This is a genomic window from Pseudomonas sp. 58 R 12 (genome assembly GCF_900005865.1).
GTDB classification, from domain to species: Bacteria; Pseudomonadota; Gammaproteobacteria; order Pseudomonadales; family Pseudomonadaceae; genus Aquipseudomonas; species Aquipseudomonas tritici.
Genome location: NZ_CVTP01000019.1, coordinates 349,999 through 367,003 on the forward strand (window position 1 = coordinate 349,999; position 17,005 = coordinate 367,003).

A 17,005-nucleotide genomic window follows, 5' to 3' on the forward strand; every position below is an offset into this window, starting at 1 on the left:
TGTCAGCGGTGGTCTTCGGACAATACACCCTGCACCTGCCCAATCAACCACTGCAACCCCGAATCCCCACCCCGCCGTGCATGCCACGCCAATTCAAATGCAAACGACGGAATATGAAACGGCGGCAGCACCGCCAGCAAGTGCTGATGATCGATATCGAGCACGCCACGGGACGACACCGTAAGGATCAGGTCCGTGCCCCGTATCAACTGCGGTGCCACCCCCCAGTGCGGCAGGCTGATCGCCACATGCCGCCGTTCCCGGATCGCCGTCAACGCCCGCTCGATTTCCGGCGTACCGCTGCCGCGCATTTCCAACAACACATGCGGCCGTGACAGGTAGGTGGGCAAATCCAGCGTACCGTCCTCCGGCAGACTGCTGCGGTCCACCAGGCAGGTGTAGTGCTCTTCGAACAGCGGCGTAGTACGCAGCTCGGCGGGCGTGTCGGGGAAAACACCCGCCGCCAGGTCGAGGTCGCCATTAAGCACCCCATCCACCATGCCTTCACGGCTGGCCTGGATGATTTGCAGATCGATACCCGGTGCTTCATTGCGCAGCGTACGCACCAGAGCGGGTAGCAAAATCGCCGCGCTGTAGTCAGACATCGCCACGCGGAACCTGCGCTTGGCCGATGCCGGCTCAAAGCGATTCGGCGCCAGCAGGGCTTGCACCTGGGCCAGGGCTTCAGCCAGTGGCGTGGCCAATTCCAGCGCGCGGGCGGTCGGCACCAAACTACCGCCCTGACGCACCAGCAGCGGATCGCCGAGCAGGTCACGCAAGCGCGCCAGCGCATGGCTGACCGCCGGTTGGCTCAGGTGCAGACGCTCGGCGGCACGGGTGACGTGTTGCTCGCTGAGCAAGGCGTCGAGGATCACCAACAGATTGAGGTCGATGCGGCGCAGATCATTCATCAGCTGCATGCTCACCATAAGAACTTGGAATTTAAATTTGCGCGACGAATAGCCTAGAGTCCAGCAAAACCTCTGGGAGATTTGAAATGACAACATTGCATTGGGTGGGTTTATTGGCGCTGGCCGTGATTGCCGGGGCCGTGGTGCCGTTTCAGAGTGCGATCAACGCCAACCTCGGGCGCGGGCTCGGCCACCCGTTGTGGGCCACCCTGGCGTCGCTGCTGGTGAGCATCATCGTGTTGCTGCCGGTGATTATCGCGATGCGTTTACCGCTGCCGAGCCTGACGTTTGTCACCCAGGCGCCCCTGTGGACGTGGGCGGGTGGCGCGTTCGGCGTGTGCTTTATTTCCCTGGCGTTGATGTTATTGCCTAAGCTCGGCGCCTCGGGGTTTATCGCGTTGGCCATGGCCGGGCAGATTCTTGCGTCACTGGCCCTCGATCACTTTGGCCTGTTCGGCCTGGCTGAGCGCCAACTGACAACGCCCCGCGTGCTGGGGGCGTTGTTGTTGATTGGCGGGGTGGTGTTGATTCAGTTCAGCGCCTCCCCCGCCCGTGCATTGTCAACGGCGAGCTGATCAGCCTTTGTCGAGTGTGCGCAGCTTCTGCGGCAGGCCCCACAGCAAGAGCGCCGCCGCCAACAGCGCACACACGCCAATCACATACAGCGCCGGGGTGGTGCTGCCCGTGAGGTCCTTGATGCGGCCCACCATCACCGGGCTGACAATCCCACCGAACTGCCCGAGGGTGTTGATCACTGCAATACCGCCCGCCGCGCCTGCGCCGGCGCCCGCCAGCAATTTGGGTGGCAGGGTCCAGAAGGTCGGGATCGACGCAATGATGCCTGCGCCCAACATGCCCAGGGCAATGATCAGGAAGGTGGTGTGGTCGGCGAAAATCCCGGCGCTGAAAAAGCCCACCGCACCGAGCACCACTAGGCCGCAGACAAACTTGCGCCGCTCGCCGGTAGCATCCGACAGTCGCCCGATCACCACCATGCTGATGGCGCCGCACACATACGGAATCGCCGTGAGCAGGCCGATCATCACCGGGCTCTGGGTGCCCGCGCTGCGGATCAGTTGCGGTGCCCAGAAATTGAGGCCGTACGACGCCACCTGAATCAAAAAGTAGATAAAGCCGAGCATCAGGAACCCCGGAATACGGATCGCCGACAGCAACGAGCCACCGTGCTGGTTCGGCTCATGCTTGGCGATACGGCTCGACAGCAACGCTTTCTCCGCCGGCGTCAGCCAATGGGCGTCTTCGATGCGGTCCTTGAGCCGCGTCAGCACCAGGAACCCCAGGCCGATGCACGGCAAGCCGCCGAGCAGGAACAACCAGTGCCAGCCACGCATCTGCAACACGCCGTCGAGGTGTTCCAGTACCAGGCCGGAAAACGGTGCGCCCACCAGGCCCGCAAACGCCGAAGCCAGGAACAGCATTGAGGTGATGCGCCCACGGAAATGCTGCGGGAACCACAGGGTCAGGTAATACAGCACGCCGGGCGCGAAACCCGCCTCCATCGCCCCGATCAGAAAGCGCAGCGCATAGAACTGCCACTCTGCCGTGACAAACACCATGGCCGCCGTCGCCAGGCCCCACGACATCATGATCCGCGCAATCCAGCGCCGCGCGCCGACCTTGTACAGCATCATGTTGCTCGGCACTTCGAAGATCACATAACCCACCACAAACAAACCGGCGCCCAGGCCGTAGGCGGTGTCGCTCAGGCTCAGGTCTGCCTGCAACTGAAACTTGGCGAAGCTGATGTTGATCCGGTCAAAAAACGCGAACAGGTAGCACACCATGATCAGCGGCATCAGGCGCCAGGCGACCTTGCTGACCAGGGCTTTTTCGGCATCGATTTCAGCGGCCGGGCGCGTGCCGGCCTCCAACGTATTAGTGCTCATGGTTTCTCTCCAGCGGGCTGCTCACAGGCGCCCAATTGTTTTTGTTGTCTGGTGTAGCGTTACAACGTGGCGATATAGGCCGGCGGCGAGTGCAGGTCGCAATTGCGCCCTGCCTTCGCCACCTGGCCAAGAAGTTCGTGGCCCAACAGGGCCGGCAAGCGGCGGGACATTTGCAGCAGGTGCGGCAGGTCGATACCGGTGTGAATTCCGACTTCCTCGCACAGGTTGACCAAATCTTCGGTGCAGATATTGCCCGACGCCCCCGGCGCAAACGGGCAGCCGCCCAAGCCACCGAGCGCCGCGTCAAAACGACGGGCACCGGCCTCGTACGCGGCCAGCACGTTGCACAACCCCAGGCCGCGGGTGTTGTGAAAATGCAGGGTCAGGTCACTGGCCGAGACGCGCTGCAGCACGCGTTTGACCAGGCGCTCCACCTGACGCGGGTTGGCCATGCCCGTGGTGTCGGCCAGGCTGATACCCTGGATGCCCAGCGCTTGATAGGCCTCGATAATCTGCAGCACGCGGTCTTCGTCGATCTTGCCTTCGAACGGGCAACCAAAGGTGGTGGCGATGCTGCCGTTGAGCCTCACCGGGTGGTCGGCGGCAAAGCTGACGATATCGCCAAACGCCGCCAACGACGCCTCGCAGCGCATGCGCATATTGGCCAGGTTGTGGGTCTGGCTGGCGGACATCACCAGGTTCAGTTCATCGGCGCGAGACTCGATAGCGCGCTGCGCCCCCTTGAGATTCGGGATCAACGCCACATAGATGACACCGGGCTTGCGCCTGATGCCCTGGAACACTTGCTCGCCATCACGCAATGCCGGGATGGCCTTGGGCGAGACAAATGAACCGGCCTCGATCCGCGAAAAGCCCGCCTGGGAAAGCTGGTCGATCAAGGCGATTTTGTCGGCCGTCTCGACCCACGTCGGCTCGATTTGCAGGCCGTCGCGCGGGGACACTTCCTGCACAATCAGCGGGTCGGAATAATCAGAAATCATTGCACCACTCCCGAGCGTTTCAGACGTTGGATATCAGCACCGGCCAGGCCCATGCTGCCGAGAATTTCATCCGTGTGTTGCCCCAGGGTCGGGCCCTGCCAGTTCACGCCGCCCGGGGTTTCCGAGAGTTTGGGCACGATGCCGGGCATCTTCACTGACACACCGCCGGGCAACTCGGCAGTGAGCAACATGTCACGCGCCTGGTAGTGCGGGTCGCTGACGATGTCCGCCACCGAATAGATACGCCCGGCCGGCACTTCGGCGGCCTCCAGGGCGCTGAGCACTTGGTCGATGGGCAGGCTGCTGGTCCAGTGGGTGATCGCGGCGTCGAGCAAACCGCTCTGGGCGGCGCGGCCATCGTTGTGGGCAAATGCTGGGGCTTCGGCCAGGTCGGCGCGGCCGATGGTGGTCATCAAGCGTTTGTAGATCGGGTCGCTGTTGCCGGCAATCACCACGTAGGCACCGTCGGCCGTCAGGTAGGTATTGGAAGGCGCAATGCCCGGCAAGGCGCCGCCACTGCGTTCACGCACATGGCCGAGCATGTCGTATTCCGGCACCAGGCTTTCCATCAGGTTGAACACGCTTTCGGCCAGGGACACATCGACAATCTGCCCATCGCCCTGCCCCGTCTTGACCCGCAGCAACGACATCAGCGCGCCGATCACGCCATGCAACGAGGCCAGGGAATCACCGAGGCTCACACCGACCCGCGCGGGCGGCGAATCCGGGTTGCCGGTGGTGTAGCGAATGCCGCCCATGGCCTCGCCGATGGCACCGAAGCCAGGGCGGTCGCGATAAGGGCCGGTCTGGCCATAGCCAGAAATACGCACCAGCGTCAGCTTGGGGTTGAGCGCGTGCAACACGTCCCAACCCAGGCCGAGTTTTTCCAGGCCGCCGGGGCGCAGGTTTTCGATGAGGACGTCGGCGTCGCCGAGCAGCTGCTTGATCAAGTCCAGCCCTTCTGGCGACTTGAGGTCCAACGCCAGGGACTTCTTGTTGCGCGATTGCAGGTACCACCACAGCGACGTGCCTTCGTGCAGCTTTCGCCATTTGCGAAGCGGGTCACCCTGGCCCATGGCTTCGATCTTGATCACCTCCGCGCCAAACTCGGCCATCAGCCGGGCGGCGAACGGCGCGGCAATCAGGGTGCCGATCTCGATCACCTTGATACCGCTCAGGGGAGCCGTCATGGCGTGTACCTCTTATTCTTGGAATGTGCGACCAAGGCTAGAGGACAGGGGCAGAAGAAATCCAACCGTCAGTTGGCAAGGCGCGTTCGCGAAATGCGAACACTGTAGTTCGCTTACACCGGCATCTTGCGCAGATATTCGAACAACAGCCGGCTGACCGGCGACAGCTGTGCCTCATCACGCACCACCAGGATCAGGCTGCGATCCGACCAGTCATCCGTCAACGGCACGGCATGTAACCCCAACGCGCGACCGAAAAGTTCATAGGCCTTTTGCGGCAGGATGCCAATACCCATATTCGCCTGGACCATCCGGCACATCGCATCAAACCCCGGCACATGAATGCGCAGGCGCAGCATCTTGCCCGCCTCGCGCGCGGCGGCGTGGGTGCGCATATTGATGGAGCTGGCGGCGTGCAGGCCGACGTAATCGCTGTCCAGGGTTTCGGCAAATGCCAGGGTTTCCCGGGTTGCCAACGGATGATCCGCCGGCATCAGCACCACCAATTTGTCGTGCCGATACGTCACGCTCGGCAGGCCCTTGGTGTCAGTGTCAATGGAGCAAATCCCCAAGTCCGCCACGCCATCCAGAACGCCTTGCACCACGCCGTTGCTGGGGCGCTCTTCCAAGTCGGTTTTCACTTCGGGGTGCTGCTCGGAAAAGTCCCGCAAATCTTCAGGAAGGAACTGAATGATCGCCGACAGATTGGCCAGCATCCGCACATAGCCGCGCACGCCGTGGCTGTGTTCGCCCAATTCCAGGCCCATCTTTTCGACGTTGAACAGCATCTGCCGTGCATGGTGCAACAGGGTTTCGCCGGCTGCGGTCAGCTCCATGCCCTTGGCCCGCCGCACAAACAGGCTTACGCCCAGCACCTGCTCCAGTTCCATCAAGCGCTTGCTGGCAGCCGAAACGGCAATGGCTTCACGGTTGGCGGCACGGGTCAGCGTACCTTCCTCAAATACCGCGACAAACAATTGCAGCGTGATCAGATCCAGCCGACGCACCAGGCTTTTGTGCATCATCAGCGACGCTCGCTGGCCAACCGATTGATCTCGGCCTGCTCCACCACTGGCTGCGACGCGCCATGACTCGCCGCCTGCAACATAGCCCGGCCGACGGTCTCGGTGCTTACCACCCAACCCGGTTTTATCCGCCGGACAAACGACAACAACGGCCCAAGCACCGAATAGAAGGTCTGGTACAACGGCGTCTTCGAGCGCACGCCATGCAAGGGCTGGATCACCCCCGGTCGAAACAGATACACCGCCTTGAACGGCAGGCGCAGCAGGGCATTCTCGGTCTTGCCCTTGACCCGCGCCCACATCGACTTGCCCGCCTCGGAACTGTCGGTCCCGGCGCCGGATACATAGATAAAGGTCATCTGCGGATTGAGCCGCGCCAGGGTGCTGGCCGCGACCAGAGTGAGGTCATAGGTGAGGTGGGTGTACTTGGTTTCATTCATCCCTGCCGACGAAACGCCGAGGCAGAAGAAGCACGCATCAAAACCTTGCAGCAGGTTTTCCAAAGGTTGGAAATCCAGCATGTCGCCGTGCAACACCTGATGCAGCTTGCCGTGTTCCTGGGTCAAGGGCGTGCGGCCCACGGCGATGACTTCCTGAACGTCGGCGGCCAACAGGCACTCGCGTAGCACGCCCTGACCGACCATGCCGGTGGCGCCGAATAGCAGAACTCTCATAGGGGGACCTCAGCGGCAAGCCGCAAGCTTCAAGCTCAAGTTGAATGCAGTTCAGCCTGTAGCTTACCGCTTGCAGCTCATAACTACCCCATTCAGAACGCGTTACGAAAGATCTCCTCAATTTGACGCTGATCCGCCCGCCGTGGGTTGGTCAAACCACAGGCATCCTTGAGCGCATTGGTCGCCAGCAGCGGAATGTCCTGCAACTTGGCGCCCAATTCTCGCAGGCCCGCCGGGATTTCAACGTCCGAGGCCAGGCTACGAATCGCGGCGATGGCGGCTTGTGCGCCCTCTTCGTCGGTGATGCCCTTGATGTCGGCGCCCAATGCGCGGCCCACGTCGCTCAAGCGTTTGGCGCTGACGCTGGCGTTGAAGCTTTGTACGTGGGGCAGCAACACCGCGTTGCACACGCCGTGGGGCAGATCGTAAAGACCACCCAACTGGTGCGCCATGGCGTGCACGAAGCCCAACGATGCATTGTTGAACGCCATCCCGGCGAGGAACTGCGCGTAGGCCATGTTTTCCCTTGCCGCTTTGTCGCTGCCGTCGCGTACGGCCAGGCGCAGGTTGGCGCTGATCAGTTCGATGGCCTTGATCGCGCAGGCGTCGGTGATCGGTGTAGCGGCCGTGGACACGTAGGCTTCAATCGCGTGGGTCAACGCGTCCATGCCGGTGGCAGCAGTGAGGCCCTTGGGCATGCCGACCATCAGGCTCGGGTCGTTGACCGACAGCAGCGGTGTAACGTTGCGGTCGACGATGGCCATTTTCACGTGGCGGGTTTCGTCGGTGATGATGCAAAAACGGGTCATCTCGCTGGCGGTGCCGGCGGTGGTGTTGATGGCCACCAGTGGCAGTTGCGGTTTGCTCGACTGATCGACGCCTTCGTAGTCGCCGATATGCCCGCCGTTGGTGGCGCACAGGGCGATACCCTTGGCACAGTCATGGGGCGAGCCGCCGCCCAGTGACACCACGAAGTCGCAGTCGCTCTGTTGCAACAGCGCCAGGCCTTTCTCGACGTTTTCCACATTGGGGTTGGGCTTGGCGCCGTCGTAGATCACTGAGTCGATGTCCTGCATCGCCAGTTTCTCGGCGATCATGCTCGCTACGCCCGCCTTGGCCAGGCCGGCGTCGGTGACGATCAGTGCCTTGTGAAAGCCGTAGTTGCGGATGGCGATCATGGCTTCGTCGAGGCAGTCGGTGCCCATGATGTTGACGGCGGGAATGAAGAAGGTGCTGCTCATGGCGAATCCTCGGATGACGTTTATGCCTACAGCATCGACCTCACCTGCCTACGCCATCTTGATCAGGATCAACGCCCGCTCGTGATAAAGTCGCCGTCCAGCCGATTTCGAGTAGACCCGCCGCAATGAAGGATTTCCAGGATATTGACGCCCACCTTGAAGACTGGAGCGCACTGCGCAGCAGCACCGACTTCAGCGGGATTCTGATCGGCAACGGCGCAAGCCGCGCGATTTGGGAAGACTTTGCCTACGATTCGCTGTTCGAAAACGCCCGCACCGTCGAAGAAAAACCCCTGAGCCCCTCCGAGCTCAGCGTGTTCGATGCCCTGCAAACCCGCAGTTTCGAGCAGGCGCTGGGTGCATTGAAAACCACCAGTCGGGTCAACAAGGCCCTGGCGGTCAGCTCGGCGGCGCCGCGTAATCGCTATTACGCGATCAAGGAAGCCTTGATCAATACCATCCACACCGTGCACATCCCATGGCGCCTGGTGCAGCCGTCGACGTTGGCAACGATCAACAGCGAACTGGCCAATTACGCGACGGTGTTCACCAGCAACTACGACTTGCTCAACTATTGGGCGATCCTGCACACGCCGGGCATCGACGACTTGTTCCGCAGCGCCGACGCCAGCTTCGACCTGCGCAACACCCATACAAGCGCCACGCGCATCCTCTACCTGCATGGCGGTCTGCACCTGGTGCGCAACCTTGATGGCACCGCGCGCAAATTGCCGACCACCGACAGCACGTTGCTCAGCAGTTTTGCCATCAACAACACGATCAAGACCCTCGACGATGTTCCGCTGTTTGTCAGCGAAGGCAAGGTTGAGGAGAAGCTCAAGACCATCCGCAGTTCGGACTATCTGTCGTTTTGCTATGAGCAGTTGCTGACGCATGAGGGCGCGCTGTGCATCTTTGGCCATGACTTGGGACCGCAGGATAAGCATCTGGTGGATGCGATTCGCCAAGCCAAACTGACGACCCTGGCGATCTCGGTTTCGGGGCGCAGCGATGGGTTTATTCGGCAGCAGAAACGGCGGTATTCGGAGTTATTTGATGGCACTGGCGTGGAGCTGAAGTTCTTCGCGGCGCGTACGCATCCATTGGGTAATTCTGCACTGTCAGTCCCCGTCGAACGCTGATCCCCTGAACGAAGGAGATCAACTGTGAGAGCGGGCTTGCTCGCGAATGCGGTGTAACAGTCAACAGATCCGCTGTCTGACCCACCGCTTTCGCGAGCAAGCCCGCTCCCACATTTTTGATTGAGGACATCTGTTACAGAGAGACAAATAGCAATAATTCTCGATATCATTCACGACTTTTCCAAATCGTGCTTCGTCCAGAAGGATATCCATGTCTCGTCCCAAGCACGACCCGTTGTCGGCCGATGCCTTTCGCGGGTTTTATACAGATATCCTGTATTTCCTGCGCAGACGCACGGACAACGCCAGCGACGCGGCGGACATGACGCAGGATGTCTTTACCCAGTGGCTGGACTACCGCGACCGGGCCAAGGTCGAGCAGCCACGGGCGTTTCTGTTCCAGATGGCGCGCAACCTGCTGCGTGATCACTGGCGCAAACAGAAGGTGCGGCACTCCGTTCACGTTGATCAGGCCGACATGGACGCGGAACCGGTCACCGACGAGCAAAACGACCCCATGGCCGCCGCGCAACGCTTGCAACGCCTGGAACAGTTGAAAGAAGTCCTCGCCGGACTCTCGCCCCGCCGGCGAGAAGCCCTTATGCTGCACCGCTTCGAAGGCTTGAGCCAAGCGCAGATCGCCGAACGCATGGGCATTTCCACCAGCATGGTGGAAAAACACATCGCCTTTGCCCTGCTGCATTGCAAGCGAAGCCTTCAACAAGAACCCGGCACGGAGCAGCCAGAATGAATCGCCTGAGCGACACCGAGCTCTTGGACATCGAAGCCAGCGACGCCATCGATGCCCAAGCCGCCAGCTGGTTTGCCCGCAACCGCAATGACATGGGGCGCGCCGACCGCAAAGCGTTTGCCGCCTGGCAGGCTGAGCCCGCCCATGCCCGCGCCTATGCCGAATTCGAGCAACTGTGGGCCGACCTGGCCCAGTTACAGCAACTGAACAAGCCCGCGACGCTGCCCAAGCGCAAACCGTCGGTATGGCGCCCTGCCCTGGCCGTGGCCGCCGCCTTGCTGTGCGCGGTGCTGGCGACCCACATCGGCGCGCCCCGCGAGCTGTATCACACCCAGGTAACGGCGCACGCCAAAGGCATGCGCACCCTCAACCTGCCCGACGGCAGTACCTTGTATGTGAATGCCAACACCCGCGTGCGTGTGGACTTCACCGCGCACCAGCGCATCGTGCACCTGGACAAGGGCCAGCTGTACATCGAGGTGGCCGCCGACAAGGAACGACCGCTGTTCGTGCAAGCGGGTGAAGCCAGCGTGCGCGTGGTCGGCACCGGCTTTGACGTGCGCCGCAGCCAGCAGCAACTGGTGATCAGCGTCGCCCATGGCCAGGTCGCCTTCGAGCCGGATGCAAAAAGCCCGGTGACGCTGCTTGGCGCCCAGCAACGTGCTACCTACCGCTATGCCAATGGTTCGTTGCAGCAGCAAACCCTTCCCTTCGAGGAAGTCGCTGACTGGCGCAGCGGACACTTGTCGTTTCGCAACCGCGAACTCGCCAGCCTGATCGACGAGTTGAGCCTGTATCGCCCTCAGGCGCCGTTGCAGGTCAGCAACGCCGTGGCGCACCTCAAGGTCTCGGGCAATCTTGATGTGAATGATCCAGACGCCCTGCTCAACGCCCTGCCCGCCCTGTTGCCGGTGAAAACCGTGGCGTCGGCGGACGGCATTATCAAAATCGAACCGAGCAAATAACCGCGCAAATTCTTATTTGAGAATATTTTGCATTCGCAGGTGTGGATTTTTTTATCTGCCCCGTCTTCCTCCGGTCTGCATTCAATACGCACGCCTTTTTGGCCATTTGGCCACACCGGGGGATTTCATGTTTCGCGCGCCTTGCCACGCTTCGCACCTATTGCTTCGACCGACCCTCATCGCCACCTGCCTGGCATTCAGCCTCAGCGCCCAAGCGGAGCCATTCAAGCTGCCCGCCCAGGCCCTGGCGACATCCCTGAGCCAGGTGGCGCAGCAGGCGAAAATCCAGCTGTTGTTCGATGAAGCGCTGTTCAGGAATGTGCAGGCGCCGGCACTCGACGGTGACTTCACCGCGGAAGTGGCGATTCGCACCTTGCTGAAAAATGGTGAGTTCACCCTGATCAAAGTCGGCAACACCTATGTGGTAAGGCCCGAAGAGGCGAAAACTACCCAGAGCGGTTCGATTCAGTTGGACGCCCTGAGCGTGATCGGCACCGGTAACGAGGTCGACTCCAGCACCGTAGGCCGCTCCACCTTGAGCCAGGCCGATATTGACCGTTACCAGCCCGACAACATCCCTTCGCTGTTGCAGACTTTGCCCGGTGTGTTCATGGGCGGCTCGCCCAAGCCAGGTGGCCAGACCATGAACATTCGCGGCATGGGCGATGCAGAAGATGTGCCGATGACCGTGGATGGCGCGACCAAAAGTGGCTTCGAGCGCTATCAACAAGGCACGGTCTTCATCGAGCCCGAGTTGATCAAGAGCATTGAGGTGGAGAAAGGCCCTTACTCGCCGTTCACCGGTAACGGCGGCTTCGGCGGCACGGTCAACATGACCACCAAGGATGCGCCAGACCTGCTCAAGGACGGGCGTAACGCCGGGGCGATGGCCAAGTACGGCTACTCCAGCAACACCCACGAACAGGTGTACAGCGGCGCGGTATATGGCCGCACCGACGATGGTCGCATGGATGGCCTGATTTACCTGACCAAGCGCGACGGCGACGACTTGAAGCTCGCCGGCACTCCGCCCGACCCGCGCAATCAATACCCGATCAACCCCAAGCGCCTGCCCAACAGTGCACAGGATGTAGAGGGCCAACTGTTCAAGGTCAATGCCCACTTTACCGACGAACACAGCATGGGCTTGTCCTACTCCAGTGCCAAAAGCGAGCGCATGGCGCCGTTCTCGGCTAAATCCTACCCGTCACCGCCGACGCAAGCGGCGATCGACCGGTATGGCTACAAAGGCGCGCTGACACGTTTCCTGGCCGACCGTGAAACCGTGGACACCACCTGGTCGGGCAACTACCAGTACCAGCCGCTGAACAACCCATTAATCGACTTGAAGCTCAGCTACTCGTTCTCCAAGACCGACCAGACTGACGAACGCGCCGAAAATGCCGTGATTGGTCTGAGCACCGGTGGACGCAAGATGGAAACGTCTTATGCCGACCGCATCCTTGAGCTGCGCAATATCAGCCTGTTGACCACCGGCCCGCTGGAACACGCAGTGACCACTGGCGTGCAGATCCGCAAGCACGACCGCGAAACCGAAAGCTGGATGCCCGGCGCCACCTACAACACCGCGAGATACAACTATGGGCATTTCCAGCCGTATTTCATGCCCCACGGCAAGGTCGACACAAATTCGTTCTACCTGCAGGACGCGGTCACGCTTGGGGATGTGACCATCACCCCGTCCCTGCGCTATGACCACGTGCGCAACCGCGGCGAAGCCAATGATGCGCCGTACTACAGCAACCCGGACCCGCGCGTCGGCCATGACTACAGCGACCGCACCTACACGGGCTGGTCACCGCGCCTGGCAGCGTTCTGGAACGTGACCCCGGATGTGGCCTTCTTCGCCAGCTGGAACCGCACGTGGCGTGCGCCGGTCATCGATGAACAGTATGAAGTCCAGGGCGCCGCCAGCACGCGCAGCGCCACAAGCCTCAACCTCAAGCCCGAGCGCATTACGGCGATTACCGCGGGCAACGTCACCAACTTCTCGCGCATTTTCACCCGCGATGACAACCTGCAACTGCGCACCACGCTGTTTCACAACCGCATCGAAGACGAGATCATGAAGGCCACCGGCATCGGCTGCGAACGGCAAATGACCGTGCCGGGCAATATCGATACGGTGTGCAACGACACGGCGTCCAGAACCAACTATCGCAACGTCGGCGGCATGACCATCAAGGGCGTCGAGCTCGAAAGCTACTACGATTCGACATACGTGTTCGGCTCCCTGACTTACTCCTGGGCTACAGGTAAACGCGACAACCCCTACACCAACCCTTGGGCTACCGACCGTCATGTGTGGGCGCGGGATATTCCACCGGCCAAATGGGTGGTGGTGCTGGGTACCAAGATACCGAGCTGGGACGCACAAGTGGGCTGGCAGGGCCAGTTCGTGCGCAAGACCGACCGGGTGCCCACCGACATTTACCCTGGTGGATTCAACTCCAGCATCGGCGACTTTATCTACGACCAAACCGAGAACGCCAGTTACGACACCCAGGGCCTGTTCGCCAATTGGAAACCGCAGCAGGCCGGCCTCAAAGGCACCGAGATCAACTTCACCGTCGACAACCTATTCAACCGCAGCTACCAGCCGGCTCTCAGCGGCGAGGGTGTCTACAGCGAAGGGCGCAACGCCAAGATCAGCATCACGCGCTTCTTCTAAATGTGGGAGCCGGGCTTGCCCGCGATGCAGACACCTCGGTGGATCACGTAGGCCTAGGTGATGCTATCGCACTTGTAGTGAGCGGGCTTGCCCCGCGCTGGGCTGCGAAGCGGCCCCAAACCAGGCGACCTGGTCCTACCTGGAACTCGGCGCAGCCTTTGTTGGGGCCGCTTCGCAGCCCAGCGCGGGGCAAGCCCGCTCACTACAGGGAGATTTTGCAGCCTTGAAAGTTGTGTAGATACCTGTGGCTATCGCAGGCAAGCCAGCCCCCACCGGGACTCAACTGTACGGATAAATCCGCGCCCAGCTGTAGGCCCGCAATCAGCGGGGGTTGTGGCTAGATGGGTTTCCCTTAAAGCCCTCCAGATTTCGGTTCTTCCCCATGAGTTCGCGCGAAAACACCGGCATGGCCCTCGGCCTGCTGGGCGTCATCATCTTCAGCCTGACCCTGCCCTTCACCCGCATCGTGGTGCAGGAAATGCACCCGTTGCTCAACGGCCTGGGCCGCGCGCTGTTCGCGGCGATCCCGGCGGCGGCGCTGTTGCTGTGGCGGCGTGAACGCTGGCCGAGCTGGCGTCAGGTGCGCGGGCTGTGCCTGGTGATCGCGGGCGTGATTCTGGGTTTTCCGGTGCTGTCGGCCTGGGCCATGCAAACCTTGCCAGCGTCCCATGGCGCGCTGGTCAATGGCCTGCAACCGTTGTGCGTAGCGCTGTATGCGGCGTGGCTGTCCCATGAGCGACCGTCAAAAGCCTTCTGGGCCTGCGCGGCGCTGGGCAGCGGCCTGGTGTTGAGTTATGCGCTGATCACCGGGGCCGGCAGTATTCAGGCGGGCGACCTGCTGATGCTTGGCGCGATTGCCGTGGGCGGCCTGGGTTATGCCGAAGGCGGACGACTGGCCAAGGAGATGGGTGGCTGGCAGGTGATCTGCTGGGCGCTGGTACTGTCGACGCCGGTGTTGATCGGCCCGGTGTGGTACTTGGCGGCGCAGCATCAAGAGGCGATTTCCATGCGCGCGTGGTGGGCGTTTGGTTATGTGTCGCTGTTCTCGCAGTTTTTGGGGTTCTTCGCCTGGTATGCCGGGTTGGCCATGGGCGGGATTGCGCGGGTCAGTCAGATTCAGCTGTTGCAGATCTTCTTCACCATCGCGTTCTCGGCGCTGTTCTTTGGTGAACACATCGAGCCGATTACCTGGGTGTTTGCGTGCGGGGTGATTGTGACGGTGATGCTGGGGCGCAAGACGGCGGTGCAGCCTGCGCCAGCTCCCAAGCCGAGCGCGGTCTGAATGTGGGAGCTGGCTTGCCTGCGATAGCGGTGGTGACTGACACATCGCTATCGCAGGCAAGCCAGCTCCCACAGGCGACCGTGCTCACTTCAGGTCAGGTACCCATCCGCGCGCAGCAGGGTTTCCAGGCAGTGTTCGGTGATGTGGTAGAACGCCTTCAGCTCCTGGATTTTCTCCAGCAACTGCGCGTTGTCCATCGGCTCTGCACGCTTCACCGCGAGGATCATCTTGTTCTTGTTGGTGTGTTCCAGCGAGATGAACTCGAACACCTTGGTTTCATAACCACAGGCCTCCAGGAACAGCGCGCGCAAACTGTCGGTGACCATTTCCGCCTGCTGGCCCAGGTGCAGGCCGTATTGCAGCATCGGTTTGAGCAGCACCGGGCTCTGGATCTGCAGGCGAATCTGTTTGTGGCAGCACGGCGAGCACATGATGATCGACGCGCCGGAGCGGATGCCGGTGTGGATCGCATAGTCAGTGGCAATGTCGCAGGCATGCAGGGCGATCATCACGTCCAGCTCGCTCGGCGCCACGCTGCGCACATCGCCGCATTTGAACACCAGCCCCGGGTGTTCCAGGCGAGCGGCGGCGGTGTTGCACAGGGTCACCATGTCTTCACGCAGCTCCACGCCCGTCACTTCACCCTCGGCCTTGAGGGTGTTGCGCAGGTAGTCGTGGATGGCGAACGTCAGGTAGCCCTTGCCCGAACCAAAGTCCGCCACGCGCACCGGTTGATCCAGCTTCAAGGGTGACGAGGTCAGCGCATGGCTGAACACTTCGATGAACTTGTTGATCTGCTTCCACTTGCGCGACATCGACGGGATCAGCGCCTGCTTGGCGTCGGTCACACCCAGGTCGGCGAGAAACGGCCGGCTCAGGTCGAGGAAGCGATTTTTCTCGCGGTTATGCTCGGCCGAGGGCGCCTCACGCAGTTGCTGCGGCTTGCTTTTGAACAGCGAGCTTTTGTTCTTCTTGCTGTATTCCAACTGGACTTCGTCGGTCAGCGACAGCAGGTGGGCGTTTTTGAACTGCGCCGGCAGCAGCTCGGCAATCGCCGCCACGGCCTCTGCCAACGGGAAGTTTTTGGTGATGTCACGGGTTTTGTAGCGATAGACGAAGGACAGGCATGCCTGCTCCTTGACCACTACCGGCTTGATGATCAGCCGCTGCAATTCGGCCTCTTCACCGACGTATTTGGCCAGCACCAGCTTGATAAAGGCGTTTTGCGCGAGGCTTGCGCTGAGCAGTTCGATGAACTCGGCGTGATGGTCCGGCGCAGGGCGGGCAGGTTGAGCGGTGACAGACATGAACAAAAACGCCTCGGGCTGGGAATGCCGGGCATTTTAGGGGGGATGGGGGTTTAGGGCACGGGGTTATTTGATCAACGGTTATCTGGTCACCTCAAAACCCTGTGGGAGCTGGCTTGCCTGCGATGGCATCACCTCGGTTTGCCTGGTGGACCGAGTCGTCCGCATCGCAGGCAAGCCAGCTCCCACATAAACCGGTGGTGTCTGGGTTATTCGAGTACGACCAGGCGATTCGGCAGTTCATTACGGGTTTGGGTGACCGGCACATGCACCTTCAACAATTCACCGCAGGCCTCAATGCAACTGATAAACCCGGCCAACGTCTGCCCCTGCTTTACCTGCTGGGTAAACGCCTTGACGATGGCGTCCCAACTGCTGTCATCCAGGTGCCTGGAAATCCCGTCGTCGACCAGAATCTCCACATAGCGCTCGGCCTCGCTGACAAAAATCAGCACCCCGGTGCTGCCCTGCGTGTGGTGCAGGTTCTGCTCCAGGAACTGCCGCCGCGCCAGGTTGGACGCGCGCCAATGGCGCACCGAACGTGGAATCAAGCGCGTGGTGACCTTGGGCAAGCGGAACACCAGGCACAACACGATGAATGTCGCCCATTGCGCCAACAGCAAGGTGTACATGGTCAGGTAACCCGACAAATAATGCACCACGCCCGGCACCACCAACGCGATCAGGCTCGCCCACAGCAGCGGGATATAGGCGTAGTCATCGGCGCGGGCGGCCAGCACGGTCACCAGTTCGGCGTCGGTGGTTTTTTCCACGCGGGCGATCGCTTCGGCGACTTGGCGCTGCTCGTGTTCAGTCAGTAATGCCATGGTTGTAGTTGCTCTCTCATTATTGTCATTACCAGCCGCCCGAGGCCCCGCCGCCGCCGAAGCCGCCGCCGCCACCCCGGAAACCACCAC

Annotated in this window: 15 protein-coding genes; 6 read left to right on the forward strand and 9 right to left on the reverse strand. The window is 61.3% G+C overall.

What is annotated here, in order from left to right; translation table 11 throughout:
• Positions 1-2 precede the first annotated feature (2 nt).
• Positions 3-929: a LysR substrate-binding domain-containing protein gene (locus BFP95_RS17285; RefSeq protein ID WP_065874715.1), complete on the reverse strand. Its 927-nt coding sequence runs from the start codon at positions 927-929 to the stop codon at positions 3-5.
• A gap of 68 nt (positions 930-997) precedes the next feature.
• On the opposite strand from BFP95_RS17285, the gene BFP95_RS17290 reads away from it, so the two are divergent.
• Entirely contained in the window at positions 998-1,486 is a 489-nt protein-coding gene (locus BFP95_RS17290; RefSeq protein ID WP_065874714.1) for a DMT family transporter, read from the forward strand.
• Here BFP95_RS17290 and BFP95_RS17295 read toward each other — a convergent pair whose 3' ends face one another.
• The 6 genes from BFP95_RS17295 to yiaY form a co-directional block, all read right to left on the reverse strand.
• Positions 1,487-2,818: an MFS transporter gene (locus tag BFP95_RS17295; RefSeq protein ID WP_065874713.1), complete on the reverse strand. Its 1,332-nt coding sequence runs from the start codon at positions 2,816-2,818 to the stop codon at positions 1,487-1,489.
• A gap of 59 nt (positions 2,819-2,877) precedes the next feature.
• Positions 2,878-3,819 (reverse strand): hydroxymethylglutaryl-CoA lyase, encoded by a 942-nt coding sequence (locus BFP95_RS17300; protein WP_065910474.1) that lies wholly within the window; start codon positions 3,817-3,819, stop codon positions 2,878-2,880.
• Complete coding sequence (locus BFP95_RS17305) at positions 3,816-5,009, reverse strand: CaiB/BaiF CoA transferase family protein (protein WP_065910475.1); 1,194 nt, start codon at positions 5,007-5,009, stop codon at positions 3,816-3,818. Before BFP95_RS17305 ends, BFP95_RS17300 begins: the two co-directional genes overlap by 4 nt.
• A gap of 113 nt (positions 5,010-5,122) precedes the next feature.
• A complete protein-coding gene (locus BFP95_RS17310) occupies positions 5,123-6,034 on the reverse strand; it encodes a LysR family transcriptional regulator (RefSeq protein ID WP_065874710.1) in 912 nt (303 codons plus the stop codon).
• Positions 6,034-6,708, reverse strand: coding sequence for an NAD(P)H-binding protein (locus tag BFP95_RS17315; protein WP_065882071.1), 675 nt, complete (start codon positions 6,706-6,708; stop codon positions 6,034-6,036). Before BFP95_RS17315 ends, BFP95_RS17310 begins: the two co-directional genes overlap by 1 nt.
• 92 nt (positions 6,709-6,800) lie before the next feature.
• Positions 6,801-7,949: an L-threonine dehydrogenase gene (gene yiaY, locus BFP95_RS17320; protein WP_065874708.1), complete on the reverse strand. Its 1,149-nt coding sequence runs from the start codon at positions 7,947-7,949 to the stop codon at positions 6,801-6,803.
• A 125-nt stretch (positions 7,950-8,074) separates the two neighbouring features.
• Here yiaY and BFP95_RS17325 point away from each other — a divergent pair, with 125 nt between their 5' ends.
• The 5 genes from BFP95_RS17325 (at position 8,075) to BFP95_RS17345 (ending at position 14,781) form a co-directional block, all read left to right on the forward strand.
• Positions 8,075-9,091 carry a DUF4917 family protein gene (locus BFP95_RS17325; RefSeq protein WP_065882069.1) on the forward strand — a complete coding sequence of 339 codons (1,017 nt, stop codon included), beginning with the start codon at positions 8,075-8,077 and terminating at the stop codon, positions 9,089-9,091.
• A gap of 211 nt (positions 9,092-9,302) precedes the next feature.
• Complete coding sequence (locus BFP95_RS17330; RefSeq protein ID WP_065910476.1) at positions 9,303-9,842, forward strand: RNA polymerase sigma factor; 540 nt, start codon at positions 9,303-9,305, stop codon at positions 9,840-9,842.
• Entirely contained in the window at positions 9,839-10,807 is a 969-nt protein-coding gene (locus BFP95_RS17335) for a FecR family protein (protein ID WP_065882067.1), read from the forward strand. Before BFP95_RS17330 ends, BFP95_RS17335 begins: the two co-directional genes overlap by 4 nt.
• A 127-nt stretch (positions 10,808-10,934) precedes the next feature.
• Positions 10,935-13,499, forward strand: coding sequence for a TonB-dependent receptor (locus BFP95_RS17340; protein WP_065910477.1), 2,565 nt, complete (start codon positions 10,935-10,937; stop codon positions 13,497-13,499).
• A gap of 382 nt (positions 13,500-13,881) precedes the next feature.
• The gene (locus BFP95_RS17345; RefSeq protein ID WP_065874703.1) at positions 13,882-14,781 is read left to right on the forward strand and encodes a DMT family transporter; all 900 of its coding nucleotides are present in this window, start codon (positions 13,882-13,884) and stop codon (positions 14,779-14,781) included.
• 89 nt (positions 14,782-14,870) lie between these two features.
• On the opposite strand, the gene BFP95_RS17350 is transcribed toward BFP95_RS17345, so the two are convergent.
• Complete coding sequence (locus tag BFP95_RS17350; RefSeq protein ID WP_065874702.1) at positions 14,871-16,088, reverse strand: class I SAM-dependent methyltransferase; 1,218 nt, start codon at positions 16,086-16,088, stop codon at positions 14,871-14,873.
• A gap of 209 nt (positions 16,089-16,297) precedes the next feature.
• Complete coding sequence (locus BFP95_RS17355; protein WP_065882064.1) at positions 16,298-16,915, reverse strand: TPM domain-containing protein; 618 nt, start codon at positions 16,913-16,915, stop codon at positions 16,298-16,300.
• Positions 16,916-17,005: the final 90 nt, after the last annotated feature.